This is a genomic window from Streptomyces sp. PsTaAH-137, from assembly GCF_003259365.1.
Classification (GTDB): domain Bacteria; phylum Actinomycetota; class Actinomycetes; order Streptomycetales; family Streptomycetaceae; genus Streptomyces.
The window spans coordinates 566,015-592,521 of record NZ_QLLY01000001.1 but is presented as its reverse complement, the minus strand read 5'-3'; the positions used below and the strand labels follow the sequence as shown (position 1 = coordinate 592,521).

Annotated in this window: 22 protein-coding genes; 10 read left to right on the top strand and 12 right to left on the bottom strand. The window is 71.4% G+C overall.

Annotated elements, in window-relative coordinates:
- Nucleotides 1-35: 35 nt before the first annotated feature.
- The gene (locus K377_RS02530) at nt 36-2,675 is read right to left on the bottom strand and encodes a PA14 domain-containing protein (protein ID WP_258394955.1); all 2,640 of its coding nucleotides are present in this window, start codon (nt 2,673-2,675) and stop codon (nt 36-38) included.
- A gap of 190 nt (nt 2,676-2,865) precedes the next feature.
- Between K377_RS02530 and K377_RS02525 the strand changes: the two genes are divergently transcribed.
- The 5 genes from K377_RS02525 to K377_RS02505 all read left to right on the top strand — a co-directional run bounded on the left by K377_RS02525 (nt 2,866) and on the right by K377_RS02505 (nt 8,690).
- On the top strand, nt 2,866-3,882 hold the full coding sequence (locus tag K377_RS02525) for a LacI family DNA-binding transcriptional regulator (protein WP_111661397.1): 1,017 nt from the start codon (nt 2,866-2,868) through the stop codon (nt 3,880-3,882).
- Nucleotides 3,883-4,075: 193 nt separating this feature from the next.
- Complete coding sequence (locus K377_RS02520; protein WP_111661396.1) at nt 4,076-5,179, top strand: ABC transporter substrate-binding protein; 1,104 nt, start codon at nt 4,076-4,078, stop codon at nt 5,177-5,179.
- 1 nt (nt 5,180) lies between these two features.
- Complete coding sequence (locus tag K377_RS02515; RefSeq protein WP_111661395.1) at nt 5,181-6,707, top strand: sugar ABC transporter ATP-binding protein; 1,527 nt, start codon at nt 5,181-5,183, stop codon at nt 6,705-6,707.
- Nucleotides 6,700-7,662, top strand: a complete 963-nt coding sequence (locus K377_RS02510; protein ID WP_111661394.1) for an ABC transporter permease — start codon at nt 6,700-6,702, stop codon at nt 7,660-7,662. The genes K377_RS02515 and K377_RS02510 overlap by 8 nt, the downstream gene beginning before the upstream one ends.
- Complete coding sequence (locus K377_RS02505; protein WP_111661393.1) at nt 7,659-8,690, top strand: ABC transporter permease; 1,032 nt, start codon at nt 7,659-7,661, stop codon at nt 8,688-8,690. Before K377_RS02510 ends, K377_RS02505 begins: the two co-directional genes overlap by 4 nt.
- A gap of 73 nt (nt 8,691-8,763) precedes the next feature.
- Here the strand turns inward: K377_RS02505 and K377_RS02500 are convergent, their stop codons facing one another.
- The gene (locus K377_RS02500) at nt 8,764-10,242 is read right to left on the bottom strand and encodes an MFS transporter (protein ID WP_111661392.1); all 1,479 of its coding nucleotides are present in this window, start codon (nt 10,240-10,242) and stop codon (nt 8,764-8,766) included.
- Nucleotides 10,239-11,441, bottom strand: a complete 1,203-nt coding sequence (locus K377_RS02495; protein WP_111661391.1) for a M20 family metallopeptidase — start codon at nt 11,439-11,441, stop codon at nt 10,239-10,241. Before K377_RS02495 ends, K377_RS02500 begins: the two co-directional genes overlap by 4 nt.
- 121 nt (nt 11,442-11,562) lie before the next feature.
- Here K377_RS02495 and K377_RS02490 point away from each other — a divergent pair, with 121 nt between their 5' ends.
- Nucleotides 11,563-12,603, top strand: coding sequence for an Lrp/AsnC family transcriptional regulator (locus K377_RS02490; RefSeq protein ID WP_258394954.1), 1,041 nt, complete (start codon nt 11,563-11,565; stop codon nt 12,601-12,603).
- Between the two features lie 10 nt (nt 12,604-12,613).
- On the opposite strand, the gene K377_RS02485 is transcribed toward K377_RS02490, so the two are convergent.
- Nucleotides 12,614-13,828 (bottom strand): acyl-CoA dehydrogenase family protein, encoded by a 1,215-nt coding sequence (locus tag K377_RS02485; protein ID WP_111661389.1) that lies wholly within the window; start codon nt 13,826-13,828, stop codon nt 12,614-12,616.
- Between the two features lie 12 nt (nt 13,829-13,840).
- The gene (locus tag K377_RS02480; protein WP_111661388.1) at nt 13,841-15,391 is read right to left on the bottom strand and encodes a long-chain fatty acid--CoA ligase; all 1,551 of its coding nucleotides are present in this window, start codon (nt 15,389-15,391) and stop codon (nt 13,841-13,843) included.
- A 132-nt stretch (nt 15,392-15,523) separates the two neighbouring features.
- Between K377_RS02480 and K377_RS02475 the strand changes: the two genes are divergently transcribed.
- A complete protein-coding gene (locus K377_RS02475; RefSeq protein ID WP_111661387.1) occupies nt 15,524-16,147 on the top strand; it encodes a TetR/AcrR family transcriptional regulator in 624 nt (207 codons plus the stop codon).
- Between the two features lies 1 nt (nt 16,148).
- On the opposite strand, the gene glgC is transcribed toward K377_RS02475, so the two are convergent.
- Nucleotides 16,149-17,366 (bottom strand): glucose-1-phosphate adenylyltransferase, encoded by a 1,218-nt coding sequence (gene glgC / locus K377_RS02470; RefSeq protein WP_375605896.1) that lies wholly within the window; start codon nt 17,364-17,366, stop codon nt 16,149-16,151.
- Nucleotides 17,367-17,386: 20 nt separating this feature from the next.
- A complete protein-coding gene (glgA, locus tag K377_RS02465; protein ID WP_111661385.1) occupies nt 17,387-18,544 on the bottom strand; it encodes a glycogen synthase in 1,158 nt (385 codons plus the stop codon).
- A 310-nt stretch (nt 18,545-18,854) separates the two neighbouring features.
- Here glgA and K377_RS02460 point away from each other — a divergent pair, with 310 nt between their 5' ends.
- Entirely contained in the window at nt 18,855-19,955 is a 1,101-nt protein-coding gene (locus tag K377_RS02460; protein WP_111661384.1) for a DMT family transporter, read from the top strand.
- Here the strand turns inward: K377_RS02460 and K377_RS02455 are convergent.
- Both K377_RS02455 and K377_RS02450 read right to left on the bottom strand, forming a co-directional pair.
- Complete coding sequence (locus tag K377_RS02455) at nt 19,945-21,213, bottom strand: transglycosylase family protein (protein ID WP_111661383.1); 1,269 nt, start codon at nt 21,211-21,213, stop codon at nt 19,945-19,947. The two genes, K377_RS02460 and K377_RS02455, sit on opposite strands and share 11 nt — an antisense overlap.
- 106 nt (nt 21,214-21,319) lie before the next feature.
- Entirely contained in the window at nt 21,320-22,291 is a 972-nt protein-coding gene (locus tag K377_RS02450) for an acetylxylan esterase (protein ID WP_111661382.1), read from the bottom strand.
- Nucleotides 22,292-22,428: 137 nt separating this feature from the next.
- On the opposite strand from K377_RS02450, the gene gndA reads away from it, so the two are divergent.
- Nucleotides 22,429-23,868 carry an NADP-dependent phosphogluconate dehydrogenase gene (gndA, locus tag K377_RS02445; protein ID WP_111661381.1) on the top strand — a complete coding sequence of 480 codons (1,440 nt, stop codon included), beginning with the start codon at nt 22,429-22,431 and terminating at the stop codon, nt 23,866-23,868.
- A 450-nt stretch (nt 23,869-24,318) separates the two neighbouring features.
- On the opposite strand, the gene K377_RS02435 is transcribed toward gndA, so the two are convergent.
- The 3 genes from K377_RS02435 to K377_RS02425 are packed head-to-tail and all read right to left on the bottom strand — an operon-like array spanning nt 24,319 to nt 25,869.
- Nucleotides 24,319-24,750 (bottom strand): nitroreductase family deazaflavin-dependent oxidoreductase, encoded by a 432-nt coding sequence (locus tag K377_RS02435; protein ID WP_111661380.1) that lies wholly within the window; start codon nt 24,748-24,750, stop codon nt 24,319-24,321.
- 56 nt (nt 24,751-24,806) lie between these two features.
- Complete coding sequence (locus K377_RS02430) at nt 24,807-25,463, bottom strand: aspartate/glutamate racemase family protein (RefSeq protein ID WP_111661379.1); 657 nt, start codon at nt 25,461-25,463, stop codon at nt 24,807-24,809.
- Nucleotides 25,464-25,515: 52 nt separating this feature from the next.
- Nucleotides 25,516-25,869, bottom strand: coding sequence for a GNAT family N-acetyltransferase (locus K377_RS02425; RefSeq protein WP_111661378.1), 354 nt, complete (start codon nt 25,867-25,869; stop codon nt 25,516-25,518).
- A 115-nt stretch (nt 25,870-25,984) separates the two neighbouring features.
- Between K377_RS02425 and K377_RS02420 the strand changes: the two genes are divergently transcribed.
- Nucleotides 25,985-26,437: a MarR family winged helix-turn-helix transcriptional regulator gene (locus K377_RS02420; RefSeq protein ID WP_111661377.1), complete on the top strand. Its 453-nt coding sequence runs from the start codon at nt 25,985-25,987 to the stop codon at nt 26,435-26,437.
- Nucleotides 26,438-26,507: the final 70 nt, after the last annotated feature.

The following is a 26,507-nucleotide window of genomic DNA, read 5'->3' as shown; positions in this document are numbered from 1 at the left end:
GGCGGTGCGGGCCCGCCCCGAGGGGGTGTGCGGGATCAGGCGCAGTTCGCCACGGTCGCCTGGGAGGCGTCCTTGATCAGCTGCTGCTGCGCGTCGTGCAGGCGCTTCACGTCCGGCTTGACGACCCTGCGGTCGTAGGTGAGCAGGCCGTTCAGCTCGCCCTCCACGTCGGAGATCTGCGTGTAGACGGCGCCGTTGGAGCCCTGGCAGGCCAGCTTGTGGACCTCACCGAGCTTCTCGAGGTAGTCGTCCGTGTACGTCGCCGGGTCCACGTCCACGTAACTCTGCTGGACGGCCCACGCGTGGCCGGGCACGGCGAGGCCGAGGCCGCCGTACTCGCCGCTGACCAGGGCTCTCTTGCCGTCGGGGTGCGGCGGCAGGGCGGGGCTCGGGTAGCCGTGCTCGTCGATGATGTCGCCGGTGCCGCCGTCCCGGCCCAGGTTGATGCCGGACATGGAGTTGATCAGGCGGGTCGGGTCCCAGGACTTCGCCTGGTCGGCGAGGCGGGCCTCGTCGTACTGGCCCCAGCCCTCGTTGAGGGTGACCCACATGATGACCGACGGGTGGTTGTAGTGCTGGTCGATCATGACCTTCATCTCGCGCTCGAACTCGGCGCGGGCGGCCGTCGACGGGTTGGTGCCCGCCTCCATCGCCGGCATGTCCTGCCAGACGAGCAGGCCCAGCTTGTCGGCCCAGTAGAACCAGCGGTCGGGTTCGACCTTGATGTGCTTGCGGACGGAGTTGAAGCCCATCTGCTTGTGCATCTTCAGGTCGTACGCGAGGGCCTCGTCACTGGGTGCGGTGTACAGGCCGTCGGGCCAGAAGCCCTGGTCGAGGGTGGCCATCATGAAGGTGGGCTTGCCGTTGAGGACCGTGCGCGGGGTGCCGTTCACGTTCTCGACCTTGACCGAGCGCATCCCGAAGTAGCTGCCGACCCGGTCGCCGCCGACGCTCACCCTGAGGTCGTAGAGGTAGGGGTCGTCGGGGGTCCACAGGCGCGGATTCTTGATCTTGAGGGTGACCGTGCCGCCGGAGGTGCCGGTGGCGGTGGCGACCTTGCGCTTGCCCGCGTACGCGGTGGCGGTCACCGGAAGACCGGAGCGAACTCCCGTCGTCTCGACGGCCAGTTGGCCCTTTTCGACATCTGGGGTCAGCTTCAGGTCGTCCACGTGGTCCCCGGCGACCGGCTCCATCCACACCGTCTGCCAGATGCCCGACGACGGGGTGTACCAGATGCCGCTGGGGTCGGTGCGCTGCTTGCCCATCGGCGGGTTCTCGCCGTCCTTGGCGTCCGTCGGGTCGTAGACGCCGACGATCAGCTCCTGGGTGCGGCCCGGCTTCAGCGCGTCGGTGATGTCGGCGCTGAACTTGTCGTAGCCGCCCTTGTGGTCGGCGACCTTCTTGCCGTTGACGTACACCTCGGACTGCCAGTCGACGGCGCCGAAGTTCAGCTGGAGCCGCTTGCCGCTCCCGATCTTCCAGCCGGCCGGGACGGTGAAGGTCCGCCGGTAGAACATCCGGTCCTCGTGGCGCTCGACGCCGGAGAGCTGGGACTCCACCGGGTAGGGCACGAGGATCTTCTCGCCGAGCTTCTTGCCGACGGGGACCGGGTCGCCCTCCTTGGCGCCCGCGAACTCCCAGGTGCCGTTGAGGTTCTGCCAGTCGTCGCGGGTGAGCTGGGGGCGCGGGTACTCGCGGTGGGCGTTGCCCGCCGTGACGTCGTCGCCCCACTTGGTGCTCAGCTCGTACGTGGAGTGGTTCGGGCCGCTCGACCAGAAGGACCCGACGGCCGTGCCGTCGCTGCCGGTCAGACCACCCTTGCCGTCGTAGGTGACGTCGGCGAGACCGTCGGCGTCGCCCTGCTTGTTGCCGACGACCGGTTCCTTCAGGCCGACGATGAGCGCCCGGGGGTCGTCGCGGTCCGCCTTGACCTTGTTCAGCGGCCACTTCGCGCCGCCGACGACGGCCGACAGGTGGTCACCGACATCGGCCGGTATCTTGCCGAGCTTCTGCGCGAAGTCCAGCTTGAGGGTGCGGCCGTCGCCCAGGACGGTGGTGCCGATGGCGCCGTCGTACTTCCAGTCGTCGGGCAGCCGGAACGCGGAGGACGGGATCGCCTCCTTGGCCTCGCCCGGCTCGGTCCAGCGCAGGTGGAGGTTGGAGCCACCGTAGTGCTCGAAGTACTCGACCTTGATGTCGACGGCCTTGTCGGCGGTCAGCTCGACCGGCGCCGAGGTCTGTTCCTTGTCCCAGTCGTCGACCCAGTGGTCGACGACGAGCCTGCCGTCGACCCAGAGCCGGAAACCGTTGTCCCCGATGAGGGAAAACGTTGTCGAGCCGGACTTCTCCGGGACGAGTTTCCCGGTCCAGCGCACGGTCGCGTCGTCGGCGCTGCCGGTGGCGGCCTGGAGCCGGGACTCCAGGCTGCCGAAATCGATCTGCGGGTCGAACCCGGTGGCCTTCAGCGTGTCGAAGTCGAAGGCGCCGGGGGCGGATTGGGTGTAGTACTCGCCCTTGAGCCCGTGCGGGACCACGGGTTCGTCGGCAGTGGGCTGCGCGGCCTTCGCCGTGCCGGCCGTGGCGTGCGGTGCCACGGAGAGCGCGGTGAGTCCAAGGGCCGCGGTGAGCAGCAGGGCCAGCGGTCGGCCCCGGTGTCTGAAGCTACTGGTGCGCACGGATCCTCCTGGTGTGGAACGCGGATGAGGCGTCGAGGAAGGGTGGCGGCTCGCCGCTCTAGTCGGTACAACTCGTTTGTACATCGTTGGAAAGAACGGCAGTTGGCATGACAGCACGCGTTCCGGCGCGCTGTCCAGGGTCATGACAAGCGCGTCCGAAGAGCGGGCGCGGTGAGCCGAAGGAGATTCCGTGCGGGTGAGCCTGAAGGATGTCGCGGAACGCGCGGGCGTCTCGATCAAGACCGTTTCGAACGTCGTGAACAACTATCAGCACGTCACGCCCGCGATGCGGGCCCGGGTGCAGGAGGCCATCGACGAGCTGGGCTACCGGCCGAACCTGACCGCCCGCAACCTGCGCAAAGGCCGTACGGGCATCATCGCCCTGGCCCTGCCCGAGCTGGGCAACCCGTACTTCGCCGAGCTGGCCGGGGCGGTGATCGACGCCGCCGCCGAGCACGACGTGACGGTGCTGCTCGACCACACCCGGGGCGAGCGTGAGCAGGAGCTGCTGGTCAGCCAGGGGTTCCGGGCCCGGGTGATCGACGGGCTGATCCTCAGCCCGCTGGAGCTGGAGGCGGACGATCTGCGCGGCCGGGACGGCGACGAGGTGCCGCTGGTGCTGCTGGGCGAGCGCGAGTACGGGCTGCCCTACGACCACATCGCCATCGACAACGTCGCGGCGGCCCGCACCGCGGTGCGCCATCTGATCGGCCGGGGCCGCACCCGGATCGCCTACCTGGGCGAACGCACCGACTCGGCGAACCAGCCGGCCCGGCTGCGACTGGCGGGCTGGCGCGAGGAGTTGACGGCGGCGGGGCTGCCCGCGCCGGAGACGCTGGTGGGCGCGACGGGCGGCTGGGACCGCGGGGACGGGGCCGAGGCGATGGCCCGGATGCTGGATTCCGGGGTCCGGCCCGACGCGGTGTTCGCGTACAACGACCTGGTGGCGATCGGGGCGATGCGGGTGCTGCACGAGCGTGGCCTGCGGGTTCCGTGGGACGTGGCGGTGGTCGGCTTCGACGACATCGCGGAGGGCCGGTTCGGGGCGGTCACGCTGACCACGATCTCGCCCGACAAGCTGGCCATCGCCCGGCTCGCGGTGCAGTCGCTCCTCGACCGCCTGGAACACCCCGCCGAGCAGGCAGGACGTGAACTGACCGCCGAATTCAGGCTGGTGGAACGGGAGAGCACACTGGGGCGCCGCTGACACCGGATCGTCACCGCGCCCGCACCCGGCGTTGCGCGAACCCTTTACAGCATCCTTCCAACGATGTAAAAACCTCCCCTGTACCGCCGATGCACCTCTCGATCCGACCGGTCGAACACTGAAGCCATCGCACCAGCCGACCCACCCCGTTGCCGCGTTTCGCGCCGGGCCGTGCCGTTTTGGGGACCTGAACATGACGCAGACCGTGCTCCACCGTCGCCGTACCTCCGCCCGGGCCCTGTTCGCCGCCGGCCTCGTCGCGAGCCTCGCGCTCGCCACCGGCTGCGCCAAGTCGGAGGACGACAACTCCGGCTCCGACAAGGCCAGTTCCAGCTCGAAGGGCGACAACGCAGGCCAGGAGGTCGCCTCGTCCGGCGACGGCAAGACCTGTGACGTCGCCGCGTTCGGCGGCAAGAAGCTGGACCTCAAGGGCGCCACCGTGGGCTTCTCCCAGTCCGAGAAGGAGGCCAACCCGTTCCGTATCGCGGAGACGGCGTCCATCAAGGCCGAGGCCCAGAAGCGCGGCATCAAGCTGCTGACGGCCAACGCCCAGTCGCAGTTCTCCAAGCAGATCAGCGACGTCCAGGACCTCATCGCCAAGGGCGCGGACCTGCTGGTCATCGCGCCGCTGAACTCCGACGGCTGGGAGCCCGTGCTGCGCGCGGCGAGCGCCAAGCACATCCCGATCGTCACCGTCGACCGCAAGATCAACGCGACCGCCTGCAAGGACTACGTGTCCTTCATCGGCTCGGACTTCGTCGAGCAGGGCAAGCGCGCCGCCGACCAGATGATCGAGGCCACCGGCGGCAAGGGCACCATCGCGATCCTGCTCGGCGCCGCGGGCAACAACGTCACCACCGAGCGCACCAAGGGCTTCGAGGACCAGATCAAGGCGAAGGCACCGGGCCTGAAGGTCGTCTTCAAGCAGACCGGTGAGTTCGCCCGCGAGAAGGGCCAGGCGGTCACCGAGCAGCTCATCCAGTCCAAGCCGGACATCACCGGGATCTACGCCGAGAACGACGAGATGGGCCTCGGCGCCGTCAACGCCCTGAAGGGCGCGGGCAAGAAGGCCGGCGCCGTGAAGATCGTGACGGTGGACGGCACGCGGAACGCGGTGCAGGGCATCGTCGACGGCTGGATATCGGGTGTCATCGAGTCGAACCCGCGCTTCGGCCCGCTCGCCTTCCAGACCCTCGACTCCTTCACCAAGGGCGACAAGGTCGGCCAGGACATCGTCATCAAGGACAGCGCCTACACCAAGGACAACGCCAAGACGGACCTGAACAAGGCGTTCTGACATGTTGTCGGTGACCAGTCTCAGCAAGACGTTCCCCGGCGTGCGCGCTCTCGACGGTGTCGACTTCACCGCGCGCGCCGGGGAGGTGCACGCGCTCATCGGGGAGAACGGGGCGGGCAAGTCCACGCTCATCAAGGTCCTCACCGGCGTGTACCGGCCGGATCCGGACGCGGGGGAACTCGTCTACGACGGTGAGCCGGTCAGTTTCGCCACTCCGCTCGACGCGCAGCACGCCGGTATCTCCACGATCTACCAGGAGGTCAATCTCGTCCCCCTGATGAGCGTGGCGCGCAATCTGTTCCTCGGCCGTGAGCCGCGCAACCGTCTCGGACTGATCGACTTCCGGCGGATGCACCGGGAGGCCGGCGAGGCGCTGCGCGAACTCGGCGTGCGGGTGGACGTGCAGCGCCCGTTGCGCGAACTCGGCGTCGGGGCCCAGCAGATGGTGGCCCTGGCCCGGGCGGTCTCGGTCGACGCGAAGGTCGTCATCATGGACGAGCCGACGTCGTCGCTGGAGCCGCGCGAGGTGCAGACTCTGTTCGGGGTGATCCGGATGCTGCGCGAGCGGGGCATCGCGGTCGTCTACGTCAGCCATCGCCTCGACGAGCTGTACGAGGTGTGCGACGCGGTCACCGTGCTGCGCGACGGCAAGGTCGTGCACACGGGGAATCTCGCCGAACTGGACCGGCTGGCCCTGGTGTCGCTGATGCTCGGCCGCGCCATCGGTGACGTACAGGACGAGGGGCTGACCAAGTTCTCCGGCGAGCACGACGCGGCGGCCGAACCCGTACTGCGGGCCGAGGAGTTGACAGCCCGGCATCAGTTGCACGGGGTGTCGCTCGAAGTGCGGCCCGGGGAGGTCGTCGGGCTCGGCGGGCTGCTCGGTTCGGGGCGCAGCGAGACGGCGAAGGCGATCGCGGGCGCGCTGCCGACGGACGGCGGCCGGGTCGTCGTGGCCGGCTCGCCGGTCCGTACGGGGTCCACTCCGGCGGCGATCCGCGCGGGCATCAGCCTGCTGCCCGAGGACCGCAAGGCCGAGGGGATCGTGCCGGGGCTCTCGGTGCGGGAGAACATCGCGCTGGCCGCGCTGCCGGGCCTGTCCCGGTTCGGTCTGGTGGACGAGGCGCGGATCGACAAGATCGTGGACACGTTCGTGAAGCGGCTCCACATCAAGGCGTCGGGCCCGCACCAGAAGGTCGGCGAGCTGTCGGGCGGCAACCAGCAGAAGGTGCTGCTCGCCCGCTGGCTGGCGATGAACCCGAAGGTGCTGCTGCTCGACGAGCCGACGCGCGGCATCGACGTCGGCGCCAAGGCCGAGGTCCAGAAGCTCATCGACGAGCTGGCGGACGACGGTCTCGGTGTGCTGCTGATCTCCTCCGACATGGAGGAGCTGATCGAGGGCTCGGACCGGGTCGTCGTCCTGAAGGACGGCGCGGTGGTCGCCGAGCTCACCGGAGACGCGGTGACGGAGGATCGTCTGATGCGCGCGATCGCCGCGACTCCCGCCGAAGGGAAGCACGTTGAGTGAACTGACCCTGGGCAGGGCCGGTGTCGACCGCGACCGGCTGCTGCGCCTCCTCCAGGACTACGGCGTGTACGCCGGTGTCGCGGTGCTGCTCCTGGTGAACATCGCGTTCACCCCGCACTTCCTGTCGACGGAGAACTTCCGTACCCAGGCCGTGCAGGTGGCGCCGGTGCTGATCGTGGCGCTCGGCATGGCGCTCGCCATCGGCAGCGAGGGCGTCGACCTGTCGGTCGGCTCGGTGATGGCGCTCGCCACGTCCGTGATCTCCCTCTATCTGGGCTACGGCCCGCTGATCGCCGTCGTGGCGGCGCTCGTCGGCGGCGCCCTGATCGGTGTCGCGAACGGGGCGCTGGTCGCGTTCATCGGAGTCCAGCCGATCGTCGCCACGCTGGCGCTGATGGTCGCCGGGCGCGGTCTCGCCCTCGTGCTGCTGCCGCAGCTGAAGGACGTACGGGATCCGGGGCTGCGCTCGCTCGGCACCGGTGACGTGCTCGGCATCCCCTATCTGGTGCTGATCGCGGCGGCGCTGGCCCTGCTGGTCGCCTTCGTCGTGCGGCGCACCACGTTCGGCCGGCAGTTGCTGGCCATCGGCGACAGCCGACCGGCCGCGCAGCTCGCGGGGCTTCCGGTGCGGCGGGTCCTCATCCTGGTCTACGTCGCGTCGGGTGTCCTCGCGGCGATCGCCGGGGTGCTGGCGACGGCGCGGCTGACCGCGAGCGACCCGACGTCGCTCGGCAATCTGATGGAACTCTCCGCGATCACGGCGGTGGTGGTCGGCGGTACGCCGCTCACCGGCGGCCGGGTCCGGATCGGCGGCACGGTCGCGGGCGCGGTGCTGATCCAGCTGCTCACGGCCACGCTCATCAAGCACGACCTGCCGCCGTCGTGGACACAGATCGCGCAGGCCGTGGTGATCGTGCTCGCCGTCTACGCGGCCAGGGAGCGGGGGAAGCGATGACGATGACCGACTCCACAACGAGCAAGACGACAGGGCAGGTCGGGGCGGCCGAGGACGAGCCGCTCGGCGCGACGCGCGCGGAACGGCTGAGCGCGCTCGCCCAGCAGCACGGCGCCCTGGTCACGCTGGTGATCGCGGTGATCGTCGCGTCGTTCTCCTTCGACACGTTCCTGACCGGCGACAACCTGGAGAACATGGCGCTGTCGTCGGCGTTCCTCGCGGTCGTGGCGCTCGGCATGACGTTCGTGATCGTCACCGGGGGCATCGACCTGTCGGTGGGGTCGCTGTTCGCGCTCGGCGGGGTGCTCGCCGCGTGGGGCTCGCAGTACGGGACGGTCGTGGCGCTGCTGCTGCCGCTCGCGGTGTGCGGGCTGATCGGCCTGGTGAACGGGCTGCTCATCGCGCGCTCCCGGCTCGCCCCGTTCATCGTGACGCTGGCGGCGATGCTGGGCGCGCGCGGACTGCTGCTGGCGATCACCGACGAGGGTTCGACCACGTATCTCGTCGACAAGTCCACGTTCTTCGCGACGCTCGGCCAGGGCAAGCTGCTCGGCATCGGCGTGCCGGTGTGGATCACGCTGGCGCTGTTCGTGGCGGGCGCGGTCGTCCTGCGCCGTTCCCGCTTCGGGCAGTACGTGTACGCCGTCGGCGGCAACGAGGACGCGGCGGCGCTGATGGGCGCGCCGGTGGCCCGCACGAAGATCGGCGTGTACACGGTGTCCGGGCTGTGCGCGGGGCTCGCCGGTGCGCTGAACGCGGCGTGGCTGGTGTCCGGGGTGACCATCCTCGGCTCCGGCATGGAGCTGGAGGCGATCTCCGCGGTCGTCATCGGCGGCACGCTCCTGACGGGCGGCTTCGGCTTCATCAGCGGCTCGCTCGTGGGCGTGCTGCTGCTGAAGGTCATCCAGAACGTGATCAACCAGATCGGTTCGCTGGACTCCGCGTACCAGCAGGTGGTCAGCGGCGCGTTCCTGGCCGTCGTGGTGATCGCGCAGACCTGGCTCGGGAGGCGGCGGCGCGTGCTGTGAGCCGGCTGCCCTCCGGTGCTCCAGGCACCGGAGGGCAGTCTGTGCGCCCGGGGCGCGCGCTCCCGTGCGCGGATCAGCCGGCGCGGTCGGACACCGACCCCGCCGGGGCGGGAGCGGTGGACGCCCGCGCTGCGGACCGCCCGCGGCTCAGGCCGAGTTGGACCAGGACCGCGAGCGCGCAGGCCGCTCCCCCGCCGATCCAGATCGCGAGGTACGCGGTCAGTGACGGGGTGTCCGTGCCGCCGAGGACGAAGGAGCCGAGCGCGACGGCGAAGACGGCCCCGCCGACGCTGCCGCCGAGGGTCTTGAGATTGTTGTAGACGGCGGTGGCGCTGGCGGTGCGGTCGGTGGCGCTGCCCTCCACGATCACGGTGGGCAGCCCGCCGAGCGCGAGCCCGCAGCCGACGCCGACCAGCGCGTTGGCCACGGCGAACGGGGCGAGCCCCGCGTGCACCCCGAGCAGGCCGAAGTAGCCGACGGTCAGCAGGCCGAAGGAGACGAGGAGCAGCTTGCGGTACCCGATCCGGGCGGCGAGCGCCGCGCACAGGGCGGAGCCGACGAACGCCATGATGTTCGGGATGACGCCGTACAGGCTGATCTGCCAGGGCGCGAGGTCGAAGCCGTATCCCGTCTCAGCCGGGTTCTCGGCCATGAAGCTGACGGCGACGGACTGCCCGCCGAGCATCACGGCGCCGAGCACGAACCCGGACGCGTAGTAGGGGGCGCTCTGCCGGCGGGCCACCGCGCGGACGTCCACCAGGGCGTGCGGGCGGACGAGTTGGACCTTGATCCATACGGCGAGGAGCACGGCGGCGAGCAGCAGTCCGCCGAGCGTGGGCGCCGAGGCCCAGCCCCAGGCGGCGCCGCGCGAGACCGTGCCGAGCAGGGTGACCAGGGCGAGCGCGAGCAGGGCGGCGCCGGACCAGTCCATGCGGCCGCGGCCCCGGGTGCGGGACTCGGGGATCGCGGTGAAGGACAGGACGAGACAACTGACGGCGGCCACGGCGAGGACGATCAGGGTCGCGCGCAGATCGCCGAGCAGGCTGAGCACCGGTCCGACGAGCCCGTGCCCGAGCACGGTGCCGAGGGTGAGGGCGCCGACGAGCATGCCGACGGCCCGGCGTCCGCCGTCGACGCTGAGCCGGTCCCGTACGAGGCCGATCTCCAGCGGCAGCAGCGCCGCGAGGGGGCCCATCAGCGCGCGGCCCAGCAGCAGCACGGTGAGATTCGGGGCGAAGGCGACGAGGACCGTGCCCGCCGCGATGGTCCCGAGGGCCACCCGGATCATGCGCCGGTGCCCGTACAGGTCGCCGAGGCGGCCGAAGGCCGGGACGCTGATCGCGGCGGCCAGGTACTGGACCGAGGTGAACCACTGGGCCTGCCCGGTGGTGATGCCCTGCCAGTCGCGGATCTCGGGCACCAGCGGCACGGCCGCGCCCTGGAGGAATCCGCTGACCAGCTCGAAGGCGATGAGCAGCCCGACGACGGCGCGGACCTTCTGCGTACCGGCCCGCGTACCGGCGTCCGTGCCGGTGCCCCCCTGGGCGCTCACGCGGTTGTTCCCCGGGCGAGGCGCCGCTCGGCGAGCGCGGCGAGCAGGGCGGCCTGGCGGGCGAGGACGGCGTCGTCGAAGACGGCCATCGGGGAGTGGTTCATCGGGGCGTTCGCGACGTCGGTGCCCTCGGGGGCGGCGCCGATCATGAGCATCGCGCCGGGGACGCGTTGCAGCACGAAGGCGAAGTCCTCGGAGCCGTTGGCCGGGTTGGGCGCCTGCCACACCTCGTCCTTGTCGAACAGGTCGCGGGCGGTGTCGATCGCGAACGCGGTCTCGTCGGGCGCGTTGACGGTGACCGGGTAGCTCACCTTGTAGTCCACCTCGGCCTCGACGCCGTGTGCCTCGGCGATGCCGCGCACCAGGCGCGGCAGCCCTTCGATGAGGCGCTCGTGGGCGACCTCGGAGTAGCTGCGCACGGTGGCCTCGAAGGTGGCGGTGTCCGGGATGACGTTCTGCTGGGTGCCGGCGTGGAAGGTGCCGACGGTGACGACGGCGGGGTCGAACAGGTCGAAGCGGCGGGTCACCCAGGTCTGGATCGCGGTGACGATCTCGCAGGCGACCGGGATCGGGTCCTTGGCGCTGTACGGGGTCGAGCCGTGGCCGCCCTTGCCGCGCACGGTGACGGTCAGGATGTCGGAGGCCGAGGTGACGGTGCCGGGGCGGGTGGCGATCCAGCCGCCGGGCAGGGTGTTCGCGGCGACGTGCAGGGCGTAGGCGGCGTCGAGGGGCTTGCCCGCCGCGTCCAGCACCCCCTCCTCGATCATGAGGCTGGCACCGTTGTGGCCCTCCTCCCCCGGCTGGAACATGAACACGACGTCGCCCTGGAGCTGTTCGCGGCGCTCGGCGAGCAGCGTCGCCGCGCCGACGAGGCCCGCGGTGTGCAGGTCGTGGCCGCAGGCGTGCATGGCGCCGGGGATCCGGGAGGCGTACGCGACGCCGCTGCGCTCGGTGACGGGCAGGGCGTCCATGTCGCCGCGGAGCAGGACGGCGCCGCCGGGCTTCGCGCCGCGCAGCACCGCGGTGACGGAGCTGAGCCCCTTGCCGAGGGTGATCTCCAGGGGCAGTCCGTCCAGCGCGGCGAGGACCTTCTCCTGGGTGCGCGGCAGGTCGAAGCCGAGTTCGGGTTCCTGGTGCAGGGCGCGGCGCAGCCGGACCAGGTCGGGCTGGAGCTCCTGGGCACGTGCGGTGAACGACATAGGGGGTGAACCTCCTGGTACGGTCCGGCTGACCACTGGGGAGAGTGAGGGAATGGCGTCAGGGTGCTGCCCTGCCGCAGGAACGGACGATGAATCGCAGGGAAAACGCAGGGGTGGAGCGGTGACGCAGGAATTCGGCACGGCTGCGCTGGACGATCTGGATCAGGCCCTGGTGCACGCCCTGCAGATCGCGCCCCGGGCCGGGTGGGCCCGGATCGGCGCGGCGGTCGGTGCGGACCCGGTGACGGTGGCCCGCCGCTGGCAGCGGCTGGCCCGGAGCGGGGCAGCCTGGATCGGCTGCCATCCCGGTCCCGCAGCCGCCGAGTCCGGGCAGGGCTGTCTGGCGTTCGTCGAGGTCGACTGTGCGAACGGGCGGCTCACCGAGGTCGCCCGCGCGCTCACGGCGGAGGCGCACGTGATCACCGTCGAGCACGTCAGCGGTGGCCGTGACCTGCTGCTGACGGTGCTCGCGCCCCGGCTGTCGGCGCTCACCCACTGGGTGACGCACCGGCTCGGCGCGCTCGACGGCATCGTCACCACCCGCACCCACCTGGCGAGCACGGTGTACACGGAGGGCAGCCGGTGGCGGCTGCGCGCCCTGAGCAGCGAGCAGATCGCCCGGCTCGCCGAGGACGCGGCGCCCCGGGGTGACGCGTCCGTCTTCGAGCTGACCGACCTCGACCACGCCCTGCTCGCCGAACTGTCCGTGGACGGCAGGGCGAGCAACACGGTCCTGGCCGAGCGGTGCGGGACGAGCCCCGACACCGTCCGTCGCCGGGTGAACCGCCTCCTTTCCTCCGGTATGGCGCAGTTCCGCTGCGAGGTGGCCAGGCCCCTGTCGGAGTGGCCGGTCTCGCTGATCCTGTGGGGCCGCGCCGCGCCCGCCGAGCTGCGCACGGTGGCCGAGCAGGTCACCGGCGCACGCGAGGTGCGGCTGTGCGCGGGCGTGATCGGCCGGCACAACCTCAAGCTGGTCGCCTGGGTCCGCTCGCTCGACGACGCCCAGCGCTTCGAGGTCCGGCTCGCCGAGCGGGTGCCCGCCCTGACCGTCGTCGACCGGGCGGTGGCCCTGTGGCCGATGAAGCTGAACGGGAACCTGCTGGACGAGCGCGGCTACCGCACGGGTGCGGTGCCGATCGACGTCAGGTCCGTGGCGGGCTGACCGGGGCCGGTCAGGTGGGGTCCTTCGGGACGAGCAGGTTGCGCGCGATCCCGTTCTTCTGGATCTCGGAGGAGCCGGTCAGGACCCGGAACATCCGCAGCCTGCGGAAGATCCATTCGATCTCGGCGCCGCGCACCAGACCGGCCTTGCCGTGGATCTGCACGGCCTCGTCGGCGATCCGGAAGGCGTTCTCGGCGACGAACAGCTTGCACATGAAGGCTTCGGTGCGCGGCTTGCCGCCCGCGTCGAGCGCGGCCAGCGCGTCGTAGGTCATGCTGCGCGCCGCGTAGTAGGCGGTGGCCATGTCGGCGAGCTTGTGCTGGACCGACTGGAGCGCGCCGAGCGGTGCGCCGAAGACCTCCCGGGTGCGGGCGAAGTCGAGGGTGAGGCCGAGGGCGCGGCGGGTGAGGCCGAGGACGGTCGGGCAGTGCAGCAGCCGGTTGGTGGTGACGCGGCCGAGCCCGATCCGCAGTCCGTCGCCCACGTTCCCCAGCAGCTGCTCCGGCCCCACGCGGCAGTCGTCGAGGACGATGTCGCTCTCGATGCGCTCGCCGGACATCGGTGTCTCGCCAGGCCGGACGGTGCAGCCGGGCGCGTCTAGGTCGACGAGGAAGGCGGAGAAGACCGGGGGCGCGTCGTCCGGCGCGCCCGGCTCGGGTGCCATGCGCGCGATGAGCACGGAGAAGTCGGCGAACGGTCCCGCCGAGGAGAACACCTTGTGTCCGCTGATCCGCCAGCCGTCCCCGTTCTCCTCCGGTACGGCGACGGTCCGCAGGGCGCGTACGTCGGAGCCGGCGTCGGTCTCGGTCAGCGAGAAGCAGCAGGCGCGCTCGCCGCGGACGACCGGCAGCAGGTACTTCTCCAGCTGGTGGTCGGTGGCGTACTCGAGGACGGAGCCGGCCCGCAGCGGTCCGCCCATGTCGCCGAGGACGCTGTGCTGGAGTATCCGCCCGGAGGCTCCCACCTCCTCCTTCAGCGCGGCGAGTTCGGTGTACGTCAGTCCCTGGCCGCCCTGGTCGGGCGGCAGGTGGACGCCGTAGAAGCCGAGTTCGCGGCTGCGCCGCCAGACGGGTTCGAGGTCGGCCCGGGTGTAGACGCTCTCCGGGCCGAGCCCCAGCCCGGCTTCGTAGTCGGCGAGTTCCCCGTCGAGGTAGTCGCGCAGCCGGCCCACCAGGTCCTGGAGCCGGGGGTTGTCCTCGTGGGCGGGCGTGAGAGTGAAGGTCACGGCGGTCTCCTGTCAGTGGGCGCGGCGCTCGGCGGCGGCCCGCAGGCGGGCACGGACGGCCCGGCGGTCGATCTTGCCGTTGCGGTTGACGGGCAGCGCGTCGACGAACTCGACGGACCGCGGCTTCTTCACGCGGGCCAGACGTTCGGCGCAGAAGGCGATCACCTCGTCCTCGCCGACGGCGCTGTCGGGCCTGCGGACGACGACGGCCTTGACGGCCTCGCCCCAGTGCTCGTCGGGGACGCCGACGACGCACACCTCGGCGAGGGCGGGATGCGTGTACAGGACGGCCTCGACCTCGCTGCTGTACACGTTGTAACCGCCGGAGATGATCATGTCCTTCTTGCGGTCGACGATGAAGAGGTAGCCGTCGGCGCGCAGATAGCCCAGGTCGCCGGTGTGCACCCAGCCGTCCTTGAAGGTCTCGGCGGTGAGTTCGGGCTCGTGCCAGTACTCGGTCACGCAGTCGGGCCCGCGGGCGATGACCTCACCGACGGTGCCCGCGGGCACGGCAGCGCCGGTCTCGTCGACGACGCGCACCTCGGTGTCGAAGACGGGCCGACCGCAGGACTTCAGGAGTTCCGGGTCGGTGGTGGCGCCGGTGAGCACGTCCTGGCGGGTCAGCACGGTGATGCCGCTGGTCGTCTCGACCTGCCCGTAGCCCTGGACGACGATCGGCCCGAAGGTCTCGACGGCCTCCTTGAGCCGCTGTGGGGCGACAGGCGCGCCGCCGACGTGCAGCGCCTTGAGGCTGGAGAGATCAGTGGCGGCCGTCCTGGGGTGCGCGAGGAGCATGTTCAGCATGGTCGGCACGACGAACGTGGCCGTGATCCGCTCCCGCTCGACGGTGCTCAGGAACAGCTCCGTGTCCCACTGCGGCAGGACGACGACCGTGGATCCGTAGGTGAGGGAGGCGAGCAGCGGCATCCCGGGGGCGTGGGTGATGGGACCGGCGGCGAGATAGCGCTCTCCGGTGGAGGGCGCGCTCTCCGGACTCATCATCCGCTTGCGGAGGTTGGCGAGCCGGTTGCCCTGGGTCTGGACGGCGGCCTTGAGCCGGCCGGTGGAGCCCGAGGTGAAGTTGAGGACGGCGGGGTCGTGCTCGTCGACCTCGACGGCGACGGTCCCGTCATGCCCCTCACCGAGCAACTCGGCGTAGGCGAGGCCGTCTTGTTCGCCGTAGTGCACCAGGAGGCAGTCGGCGCCGGACCTGTGGAGTGCGGCGCGTGCCGCGTCCAGCCGGCCCGTGTCCGCGAACAGCACCCGCACGGACGCGTCGCCCAGGATGTGCGCGACCTCGTCGACGGAGAGCCGGGGGCTGATCGGCACCCGCACGAGCCCGGCCTTGCACAGGGCCATCTCGGTCTCGACGACCTCGGCGCAGTTGCCCGCGTACGTCGCCACGGTCTCGCCGCGCACCAGACCGCGGCCGGTCAGCGCGGAGGCCAGGCGGTTGGTGGTGCGCTCCAGGTCCGCGTAACTCAGCCTGCGCTCACCGCAGACCAGGGCTTCGCGCTCCGGCCAGAAGGTACTGCTTCGAGTGATGTACGTGCCCAGGTTCACGGGCTGCTCCCACGCTCGTCGGCTCAAATGTTCACGGCGGCCACTAATGGACACCATGTACAGAAACTTTCGGGCTGTCAATAATCCGGTAGGCTGCGGTCCTCAGTCAGGGAGCCGAGAGGAGCCGGGACCATGCCGCCGGAAGCAGGCGATCGCCGAGTACGCCGCACCCGACGCCTGCTGCGGGACGCGCTGGTGTCACTGGTCCTCGAACGGGGCTATGCCGCCGTGACGGTGGAGGACATCACCGAACGGGCCGACCTGGGCCGGGCCACCTTCTACAGCCACTACACCGACAAGGACGAGCTGCTCGACCGCGTCGTGACGGATCTGCTGGACGAGCTGGAGGAGCGGCTGCGGCCGCTGGTCCCGGCGTCCGAGGTGGGCTTCACCGGCAAGCCGGCACTGGAGATCTTCCGCCACGCCGAGCAGGAGCGGGACGCGTACCGGATGATGCTGCGCGGCGAGGGCGACGGACGGGCGCTGCGTCAGTTCACCGCGGCGCAGACCGAGGCGACCGCGGAGGTGTTCCGGGCGCGCGCGGCGCACGAGAAGGTCACTCCGCGGATCAGCGTCGACGTGCTGGCCCGCGCCTGGGTGGGCGAGCAACTCGCCGTACTGCACTGGTGGCTGGAGTCGGACCCGCACCCCATGTCACCGGAGGAGGCGACCCGCATGCTGCTCGATCTGTCGCTGCGCGGGCGCTACTGGGCCAACGGCTTCGAGGGCACGCCGCCGGCCCCTGCCGGGGAGTAGGTCAGCGCACGGCCTGCCCCTTGCCGAGCGCGATCACCCCGCCCTTGGAGACGGTGTACAGCTCGGCGTCGCGGCCCGGGTTGACGCCGATGGTGGCGCCCGCCGGGACCTCCACGTTCTTGTCGAGGACGGCGCCGCGCACCACGGCGCCGCGGCCTATCCGGACGTTGTCGTGCAGCACCGAGCCCTGGACGACCGCGCCGTCCTCGACGCTGACCCCGGGCGACAGGACGGAGCGGGTGACCTGCCCGCGGATCACGCAGCCGGGGCTGACGATGGACTCGCTCGCGATGCCGGCGGCGCAGAACCGGGCGGGCGGCAGCTGTCCGGCGTGGGTGTAGATCGGCCAGCGGCGGTTGTCCAGGTTGAAGGCGGGCCGGTCGGAGACCAGGTCCATGTGGGCGTCGTAGTACGTGTCGAGCGTGCCGACGTCGCGCCAGTAGCCGTGGTCGCGCTCGGTCTCGCCGGGGACGTGGTTGCCGTCGAAGTCGTAGACCTGGGCGACCCCGCGCTCGGTGAGCAGCGGAAGGATCGAACCGCCCATGTCGTGCGCGGAGTTGTCGTCCTCGGCGTCCTCCTTGAGGGCGTCGACGAGCGTCTTGGTGGTGAAGAGGTAGTTGCCCATGGAGGCGAAGACCTGGTTCGGGGAGCCGGGCAGCGGCGGCGGGTCGCTGGGCTTCTCCAGGAACGCCTCGACGCGGGTGCCGTCGCGGGCGGGCGTGATGATGCCGAACGCGGACGCCTCGGCGCGGGGCACCCGGATCCCGGCGACGGTGACGCCCGCGCCGGACTCGATGTGCTGGGTGAGCATCTGCCGCGGGTCCATCCGGTAGACGTGGTCGGCGCCGAACACCGCGATGAAGTCGGGCTGTTCGTCGTGGACCAGGTTCAGCGACTGGAGGATGGCGTCCGCGCTGCCCGAGTACCAGCGCGGGCCGAGCCGCTGCTGGGCGGGGACCGGCGTGACGTAGTTGCCGAGCAGGCTCGACATCCGCCAGGTCGTCGTCACGTGCCGGTCCAGCGAGTGCGACTTGTACTGCGTCAGGACGCAGATGCGCAGGATGTCGGCGTTGACGAGGTTGGAGAGCACGAAGTCGACGAGGCGGTACATGCCGCCGAAGGTCACCGCCGGTTTCGCCCGGTCCGCGGTGAGTGGCATCAGCCGCTTCCCCTCTCCTCCCGCCAGAACGATCCCGAGTACCGAAGGCCCACCGCGCATGACCATCAACCCCCCATGTCTCAAGCGCCGTTCAGGATCTCCTCGTATACCCCGACCGTGCGCCGGGCTATCGCGTCCCAGCCGAATTCCGCGGCGGCCCGCTCCCGTCCGGCCGCGCCCAGGCGGCGCGCCTCGCCGGCGTCGGCGACCACCGTGTTCAGCGCCTCGGCCAGGCCGCGCTCGAAGCCCTGCGGGTCCTGCTCCGCGTACGGCACGAGCAGACCGGTCTCGCCGTGGGCCACCACCTCGGGGATGCCGCCGACCTTGGAGGCCACGACGGCGGTGCCGCAGGCCATCGCCTCCAGGTTGACGATGCCGAGCGGTTCGTAGATCGACGGGCAGACGAACGCCGTCGCGTGGCCGAGGAGTTGGACGACCTCGGAGCGGGGCAGCATCGACGGGATCCAGTGCACCCCGTCGCGCGTCCGCTTCAGCTCCTCCACCAGCTCCCGGAACTCGCGCCCGATCTCGGGGGTGTCCGGCGCGCCCGCGCACAGCACCAGCTGCACACCCTTGGTCAACTCGTGGGCGGCGCGCAGCAGATGGGGCACGCCCTTCTGCCGGGTGATGCGGCCGACGAACAAAACGTACGGGCGGTCCGGGTCGACGCCGAAGCGGCGCAGCACGTCGGTGCCGGGGTCGGCCTGGTAGAGCGAGACGTCGATGCCGTTGTGCACGACGCGGACCCGCTTCGGCTCCAGCGCCGGGTAGCAGGCGAGGATGTCGTCGCGCATCGCCCGGGACACCGCGATGACCCCGTCCGCGGCCTCGATCGCGGTGCGCTCCGCCCAGGCCGACAGGGCGTACCCGCCACCGAGCTGCTCGGCCTTCCACGGGCGCAGCGGTTCGAGGGAGTGGGCGGTCAGCACGTGCGGGATGCCGAGGTGCAGCGCCGCGAGGTGTCCCGCGAGGTTCGTGTACCAGGTGTGGGAGTGGACGAGCTGGCGCCCTTCGAGGGCGGCGGCCATGGAGAGGTCCACGGAGAGCGTGCGCAGCGCGTCGTTCGCCCCGTCCAGGGCCGGCCAGGCGCGGTGCCTGCGCACCCCGTCGCCCGCGCCCTCGCCCCAGGTGTGCACCTCCAGGTCGACGAGCGGCCGGAGCTCACGCGCCAGGAACTCGACGTGCACCCCCGCACCGCCGTAGACGTCCGGCGGATATTCCCGGCTGAGCAACCCCACTCGCACGCGCGACCCCTGTCATCGGTCGGGCACCAACGCCACTGGTCAGAGCCGCCCTCCCACCGCCGCTCGAGAACGGCTGGAGGCGGGGCGCGTCTCATGGTCACCCATGAACGCCACGCGCGGAAGAGGGCCGACACGTTCGGTAGCGCTCTGGACACCCGCCCTGGGGATGACTCGGAATCCTGGGTACTCCATCGGCAGTAGTACTCAATGACTGCTCAGGGCGGACGACACGAAAGGCCGGAACGAGAGATCGTGGAGATATGACAACCGACCGTCGGCCGCACCGCTCCCCCAGGAACGCCTCATGAGCGCCCTGGCGCTGTCCGTGCTGCTGTCCCTCGTCTCCGCGGTGGCCTACGCGGGCGGGGCGATCGTGCAGGAGCGGGTGGCGGAGACCTCTCCGCAGACGGCGTACGCGCCGCTGCGCAGGCCCGCGTGGTGGGGCGCGGGGTGCCTGAACGGCCTGGGCGCCCTCCTGCACGTCGTGGCGCTCGCTCTGGGCCCGCTGAGCCTGGTGCAGCCGCTGGGCGCGCTCACGATCGTCCTGGCGCTGCCGATGGCGGCCCTGCTCGTGGGGCGTCGGGCAGGGGCCACCGCGTGGCGCGGGGCGGTCATGGCGACGGCCGGTCTCGCGGGCCTCCTCGCGCTCACCGGAAGCTCCTCCGAGCAGTCCCTGGGCGGCACGGAGCGGCTGCTCGTCGGCCTGATCACGGCCGGTGGCGCCCTGGTCCTGATGACGTCGGCGCGGGCCGCGCACCGGCACCCGGTGGTGCGCTCGGTGCTGCTGGCCGTCGCGGCGGGCGGGGCGTTCGGCATGGCGTCGGTGTTCACGAAGTCGGTGGCCGTGGACTGGTCGGGCGAGCCGCTGGAGCAGCTGGCGACGCTGCTGGCGATCGCGGGCCTGGCCGTCACCGGCATGCTGGTGTCGCAGGCGTCCTACCGGGGCGCGGGCCTGGCGGTGCCGCTGGCGACGGCCACGGTCGTGAACCCGGTGGTCGCGGCGGCCGTCGGCCTCACGCTGTTCGGCGAGACGTTCCGTCACGGCACGATCGGCACGGTGCTGGCGCTGGGCTGCGGTGTCGTCGCGGCGGGTGGTCTGATCCTGCTGACGACCGAGCGCATCGGACGCGAGCAGCAGCCGACGCACATCGTCGCTCAGGGCTCACGGGAGAACGCGGGGCATGCCGAGAATGCGGAGCGTGACGGCCGGGCCGAACGGACGGCCACGGCCGTTCCCGACGAGCTGACCGTTCCCGACGGTCCGGCGGCCCCGGAGGGCCCGGCGGCCAGGGACAGCCCGAGGATCCCGGACAGTCCCGCGGCGCTGGACAGCCTGCCGCGCCAGTCCGAGGACCGGCGCGACGGGCTGCGCGGGCCGTGCGCGGACCGGTTCCTCAGATCCTGACGCCGTGGGCCCGCAGATAGGCGAGCGGGTCCACGTCGCTGCCGAAGCCGGGCCCGGTCCGCACCTCGAAGTGCAGATGCGGGCCCGTGCTGTTGCCCGTGGACCCGGAGCGGGCGATGCGCTGCCCGGTCACCACGCGCTGCCCGCTCTTGACGGTGAGCGCCGACAGGTGCCCGTACTGGCTGTACTTGCCGTCGGCGTGCCGGATCACGATCTCGTAGCCGTACGAGCCGCCCCAGCCGGCCGAGACGACCGTGCCGGCCTCGATCGCCTTCACGGAGGTGCCGGTGGGCACCACGAAGTCGACGCCCGTGTGGTAGCCCTTCGACCAGGAGGAACCGGCCGCGTGGTACGGGGTGCCGATGGAGGCGGAGACCGGGGCCACGACGCCGCCCGACGCCTTCTGCGCGGAACCGGCCTTCTTGGTCCCGTGCTTCTCGGCGCCGGCCTTCTTCGCCTCGGTCTTCTTGGCCTCGGCCTTCCGGGACTCGGCCTTCTGGGACTCGGCCTTCTGCGTGTCCGACTTCTTCGTGTCCGACTTCTTGGCGTCGGACTTCTTCGGCGTGGCCCGGTGGGTGTCGGGCTGCTTCGGCGCGCTCTTGCCGTGTCCGGGCACCGTCAGCCGCTGACCGGGGACGATGAGGTCCGGGTCGCCGCCGACGACCGTACGGTTGGCTGCGTACAGACGGGTCCAGCCGCCGCTCACCTTCCGTGTCTCGGCGATGCCGGACAGGGTGTCGCCGCGGACGACGGTGTACATCTCCGCACGGCCCTTGCTCGCCGTCGACTGCGGGATGACCTCGGGCTTGACGTCCTTGACGTCCTTGACCGGCTGGGCGGGCCTCGTCTTTTTCTCGACGGTGCGCACGGGAGCGGCCTCGGTCCGGCTCAGACCGGCCCGCTGCGAGCAGACCGGCCAGGCCCCGGGGCCCTGGCCCGCCAGCACCTTCTCGGCGACGGCGATCTGCTGGTCCTTGGTGGCGAGATCGGCGCGTGGCGCGTAGGCCCCGCCACCGTACGCGGACCAGGTGGAGGCGGTGAACTGCAGACCGCCGTAGAACCCGTTGCCCGTGTTGATGCTCCAGTTGTTGCTGGACTCGCAGGCGGCGACCTTGTTCCAGGTGCCGACGTCCGCGGCCTGTGCGCCGCCCGCGCCGATCAGCGGGATCGCCATGCCGGCGCCGCCCACGGTCACGGTGAGCGAGGCGCGGTTGACCCGGCTCGGCTGATACCGGCGGTGCCGGCCCCGTAATGCCATTGAAGCCCCCTTGGCTGCCCTGCATCCCACAGGCACGCGTAGGAGCCGCAAAGTAGCGGCTCCCACGCGTCGGTGACAAGAGTGCCGTCGGCCACCGTGGCCGTAATCAGTCCCTCAAGTGGCCCGGAATCCACTGGAGTTGCACCAACTGCTGGAAGGGGCCGCCGCCCTCGTGGTCGTTGAAGGAGTACACCTCCATCGAGCGCTCCGGGCCCGCCCAGTGGTTGTACGCGGCGAACACGGTCGACGGCGGGCAGGTCAGGTCCTCCAGGGCGACCGAGAACAGGCCGGGCGCCGTGGCGCGGGCGGCGAAGTTCATGCCGTCGAAGTACGAGAGCGTGCGGAAGACCCGCTCGTCCTGCCCGATGTGCGTCTTCAGGTACAGGGCGATCTCCCGGTACGGGTGACGCTCGGTGAGCGTGGCCGCGCGGCCGAAGTGGCACAGGAACGGCACGTCGGGCGCGACGGCCCGCAGATCGGGGACCAGGCCCGCGACGGCGATCGAGATGCCGCCGCCCTGGCTGCCGCCGACCACGGCGACCCGGGAGGCGTCGACCAGCGGGTGCGAGCGGGCGGCCTCGACGGCGCGCACGGCGTCCGTGTAGACGCGGCGGTAGAAGTAGTCGTGCGGGTCCTGTATGCCCTGGGTCATGAATCCGGCGACCGAGGGGGCGCTGCCGACCGGGTCCGGCGTGTCACCGACCGAGCCGCCGCTGCCCTGGCCGCGGGTGTCCATGACGAAGTGCGCGAAACCGGCGGTGGCCCACTGCAGGTGGGTGTGGGGCAGGCCGCGCCCGCCGTTGTAGCCGATGTACTGCACGACGGCCGGAATCGGCTCGTTCGTGCCCGCGGGAAGGACCAGCCAGCCCTTCACGGGGTGCCCGCCGAAGCCCGCGAACGTAACGTCGAATACGTCGACCGCCGTGTACGGCACGTCGACGGGCTCGAACCGCGCGTCGAGCGCGTGCTCCCCGGCCTCGGCCAGCGTCTTCTCCCAGAAGACGTCGAAGTCGTCGGGAGCCGTCAGGGCGGGCTCGTAGCCCCGCAGTTCATCGAGCGGCAGGTCGAAATGAGGCACGCACGGCTCCAGGATCGTAAAGAGTGCGGACGGGCACTGCGCATGGATGTCTCGTGGGGGGACGAGCAGTCACGCTACGCCTCACGACGCCAGAACTGAACAAGATCTTTCATTTTCCCAATCCAGGAGCGACAGGCATGAGCACTACAGCCCAGATCGGTGTCACGGGTCTCGCGGTGATGGGCCGCAACCTCGCCCGGAACTTCGCCCGGAACGGATACACCGTCGCCCTCCACAACCGCACCGCGTCCCGCACGCACAAGCTTGTCGAGGAGTTCGGCGAGGAGGGCATCTTCGTCCCCACCGAGACCGCCGAGGAGTTCGTGGCGGCCCTTGAGCGGCCCCGCCGCCTGGTCGTCATGGTGAAGGCGGGCGAGGCCACGGACGCCGTGATCCAGGAGTTCGCGCCGCTCCTGGAGCCCGGGGACATGATCATCGACGGGGGGAACGCGCACTTCGCGGACACCCGCCGCCGCGAGAAGGAGCTCAGGGAGAAGGGCATCCACTTCGTCGGCACCGGCATCTCCGGCGGCGAGGAGGGCGCGCTGCACGGGCCGAGCATCATGCCCGGCGGCAGCGTGGAGTCGTACGACTCGCTCGGTCCGATGCTGGAGAAGATCTCCGCGAAGGCGAAGGACGGCGCCCCGTGCGTGACGCACGTCGGTCCGGACGGCGCCGGGCACTTCGTGAAGATGGTGCACAACGGCATCGAGTACGCGGACATGCAACTCATCGGCGAGGCGTACCAGTTGCTGCGCGACGTCGCCGGGTACTCCCCCGCGCGCATCGCGGAGATCTTCCGTTCGTGGAACGAGGGGCGCCTCGACTCGTATCTGATCGAGATCACGGCGGAGGTGCTGAGCCACGTCGACGAGGCGACGGGCGAGCCGTTCGTCGACGTCGTCCAGGACCAGGCCGAGCAGAAGGGCACCGGCCGCTGGACCGTGCAGATCGCCCTCGACCTGGGCGTTCCGGTCTCCGGCATCGCGGAGGCGGTGTTCGCCCGCTCGCTGTCCGGCCACGCCGACCTGCGCGCGGCGTCGAAGCATCTGGCGGGTCCGGCGGCGCTGGCGCTGCCGGAGTCGGAGGCGGCGGCCTTCGCCGACCGGGTGGAGCAGGCGCTGTACGCCTCGAAGATCGTGTCGTACACGCAGGGCTTCCACGAGATCGCCGCGGGCAGCGAGACGTACGACTGGGACATCGACTCGGGCGCGGTGGCCCGGATCTGGCGCGGCGGCTGCATCATCCGCGCGGCCTTCCTCGACCGGATCACGGCGGCGTACGAGGCCGAGCCCGGCCTGGTGAGCCTGCTCTCCGACAAGGAGTTCGCGGACGAGATCGCGGCGGCCCAGGACGACTGGCGTGCCGTCCTGGTCGCCGCGACCATCCAGGGTGTCCCCACACCGGGCTTCGCCGCGGCGCTCGCGTACTACGACGCGCTGCGCGCGGAGCGCCTGCCGGCCGCGCTCACGCAGGGCCAGCGGGACTTCTTCGGCGCGCACACCTACCGGCGCACCGACCGCGAGGGCTCGTTCCACACCCTCTGGGGCGGAGACCGCTCCGAGGTGGAGGCCTGAGGCCCACGGGCCCGAGCCGCACGGGCCCGAGCCACCGGTTCAGGCCCGTGCGGACTGGCTCACACGGGTGACGGCTCGGGCTCCGGCGGTGTCGGGTCGGGGTCCGGGTTCGGGCCCGGCGGGACCGGCGACGGCGGGGGCTGCGGCACGGGCCGGGGCATCGGCGTCGGCAGCGGGTCCGGGAGCGGTCCCGGATCCGGGACGTCCGGTCCGGGACCCGGACTCGGCCCAGGGCCCGGGGTGGGGCCCGGCGGGACGGGATCGGGGAACGGCTGGGTCATCACATGCCTCCAGCGTTTCGGAGGGGCTCGGTCCACCGGCCCCGCGAGAGCGCCGGGCCGGACGAACCTCCACTGTCTCCCGGGGCGCGTGCCCACGCGCGCCGAGTCCAAGCATCCCGAAAGCCGCCCGTGCTCGTCAGCGGCCCCTGTGCGCAGCCGTCCGTGCGGGTCAGCCCTCGGTCCGCACGAGTCGCACCACCGGGATGTCGCGGCTGGTCTTGCGCTGGTACTCGGCGTAGGGCGGGAACAGCTCGACGAGGGAGTCCCAGACGCGGGCCTTGTCCTCGGGCGAGAGGGTCTCGGCGCGCGCGGTGAACCGCTCGGGCCCGACGCGCAGCCGTACCTCCGGGTTGGCCTCCAGGTTCAGGTACCACAGGGGGTGCTGGTCCGAGCCGCCGTACGAGGCGACGATCAGCAGGTCGTCGCCGTCGCGGCCGTAAATGAGGACGGTGCGGCGCCACTGGCCCGACTTGCGGCCCTGGTAGTCGAGGAGCAGGCAGGGGGCGCCCTGGATGGTGGTGCCCTTGGTGCCGCCGGACTCCTCGTAGACACGGGCCTGGTCGGCGACCCATCCGGTCGGGCTGATGACGACGTCGGTCATGGCGGTTCCTCGTCCCTCGGCTGCGGTGCGGTGCGACACGGACAACTTCCTTCAACCTAAGCGTTTTTGCCCCGTGCGCATTCCGCCGCCGCTGCGGCGAGTCCGAGACGCGGGCTGGAGAGCACGGGGACGGTGGTGCGGGTGCGTGCGGCGGCGTCGGCCAGGGACGCCTGGGCGAGCACGATCACGTCGGCCTCGTCCTCGGTGACGGCGTCGAGGGCCTCGGCGACCCGGTCGAGGTAGCGCGCGTGCTCACCGGCGAGGAACAGCTCCCAGGTGTCCTCGACCAGGACGGTGCGCAGGTCGACCGCGCGACCGGCGCGGCCGGCCTCCTCCTCGACGAGGGCGGCGGTGGGGCCCAGGGTGCTGCGGAGAGTGGCGACCACGACGACGCGGGGCCCCTCGGCGACGGCGCGCGCGGCCATCGGCCGGTCGACCCGGAGCACGGGGAGTCCGGCCGCCGCGGCCTGTTCCTGGGCGACGGCGCCGATGCTGGAGCAGGTGCACAGGACGGCGTCGGCCCCGTCGGCGGCCGCCGCCTCCAGCAGCGTACGGACGTCGTCGGCGACGGACCGGGGGCCTTCGGCGCGGGCCCGCTCCAGGAGTTCCTCGCGCACGTCGTGGCGGAGCACGAGGCCGGGGTGGTCGGCGTCGCGCAGGGCGTCGAAGACGGGGACGTGGACGGGTGAGGTGTGCAGGAGCGCCAGCTTCATGTCCGGCACCCTACGCACCGGCACCCCGCGGTCTCTCACCCGTCCGTGCGGGTCACCACAGCTCGGGGTGGTCCGTGACGGCCTCGCGCGCGGCGTCCAGGAGCGCGGCGGGGGCCGCGGGCGCCTCGCCGGGGTGCCGGGCCGCCCACTCGACGACGAACGGGCACAGCGGCGCGACCGCGATCGCCTCCCGGGCGGCGGTCGCGTACAGCTCACGGGCGAGGGAGCCGCCGATGCCCTTCCCCTCGTGCGCGGGCTCCACGACGGTGTGCACCGGGACGAGGGCGCGCCGCGGCTCCTCCAGGACGAAGTACTGGATGTACCCCGCGACGTCGCCGTCGGCGCCGCCGATCCGGGCGCGCAGGAAGCCCGCGTCGCGGTCGTCGTCCATCTCGATGTCGGTCATGCGCACTCCCCATCCTTCGCACCCCCTCACCTTTCGGACCATTCTGGATCGTTTTCCGCCGGACGGCCCGCACACAGAACTAGATTCCGTCTACATCCATATGCATCATGGGCTTATGCATAAGAAGGTTATGGACCTCCGCCCGGACCCCTCCGCCGAGGAGCTGATGCTCGCGGTCGAGGACACGGTGCGCTTCGTCCGGCAGGGCACCACGGCCGGCGGTCTGAGCAGGGCGTCCTCGTCCCTGCTCAACCGGCTGCACCGGGAGGGGCCGCAGCGCCTGACGGAGCTGGCGCGGGCGGAGAACGTCTCGCAGCCGAACATGACGCAGGTCGTGTCCCGCATGGAGAAGGCGGGGCTGGTGCGCAGGGTGCCCGACCGGTCCGACGGCCGGGGCGTGCTGGTCGGGCTGACGGACGCGGGCCGGCGCACGGCGGAACAGCGGCGGACCGAGCGCGCGCTGGCGCTCCAGCAGCTCCTGGAGGCCCTGTCCGATGCGGAGTCGGAGGCGGTGCGGACCGCGCTTCCGGCGCTCGCCCGCGCCGTCCGGAGCCACGAAGAGCGCTGAGTGTCGCCGTCCACAGCCTTCACCCTCGCGCCCACGGAAGCTCACTGAAGCACCCGGAAGAGGAAGTGGT

Bases quoted from the DNA above. Each gene is read 5' to 3' on its own strand.
- K377_RS02520 (WP_111661396.1), top strand. From the start codon at position 4,076: ATGACGCAGACCGTGCTCCACCGTCGCCGTACCTCCGCCCGGGCCCTG.
- K377_RS02515 (WP_111661395.1), top strand. From the start codon at position 5,181: ATGTTGTCGGTGACCAGTCTCAGCAAGACGTTCCCCGGCGTGCGCGCT.
- K377_RS02505 (WP_111661393.1), top strand. From the start codon at position 7,659: ATGACGATGACCGACTCCACAACGAGCAAGACGACAGGGCAGGTCGGG.
- K377_RS02495 (WP_111661391.1), bottom strand. From the start codon at position 11,441: ATGTCGTTCACCGCACGTGCCCAGGAGCTCCAGCCCGACCTGGTCCGG.
- K377_RS02475 (WP_111661387.1), top strand. From the start codon at position 15,524: ATGCCGCCGGAAGCAGGCGATCGCCGAGTACGCCGCACCCGACGCCTG.
- glgC (WP_375605896.1), bottom strand. From the start codon at position 17,366: ATGCGCGGTGGGCCTTCGGTACTCGGGATCGTTCTGGCGGGAGGAGAG.
- K377_RS02460 (WP_111661384.1), top strand. From the start codon at position 18,855: ATGAGCGCCCTGGCGCTGTCCGTGCTGCTGTCCCTCGTCTCCGCGGTG.
- K377_RS02455 (WP_111661383.1), bottom strand. From the start codon at position 21,213: ATGGCATTACGGGGCCGGCACCGCCGGTATCAGCCGAGCCGGGTCAAC.
- gndA (WP_111661381.1), top strand. From the start codon at position 22,429: ATGAGCACTACAGCCCAGATCGGTGTCACGGGTCTCGCGGTGATGGGC.
- K377_RS02435 (WP_111661380.1), bottom strand. From the start codon at position 24,750: ATGACCGACGTCGTCATCAGCCCGACCGGATGGGTCGCCGACCAGGCC.
- K377_RS02430 (WP_111661379.1), bottom strand. From the start codon at position 25,463: ATGAAGCTGGCGCTCCTGCACACCTCACCCGTCCACGTCCCCGTCTTC.
- K377_RS02425 (WP_111661378.1), bottom strand. From the start codon at position 25,869: ATGACCGACATCGAGATGGACGACGACCGCGACGCGGGCTTCCTGCGC.
- K377_RS02420 (WP_111661377.1), top strand. From the start codon at position 25,985: ATGCATAAGAAGGTTATGGACCTCCGCCCGGACCCCTCCGCCGAGGAG.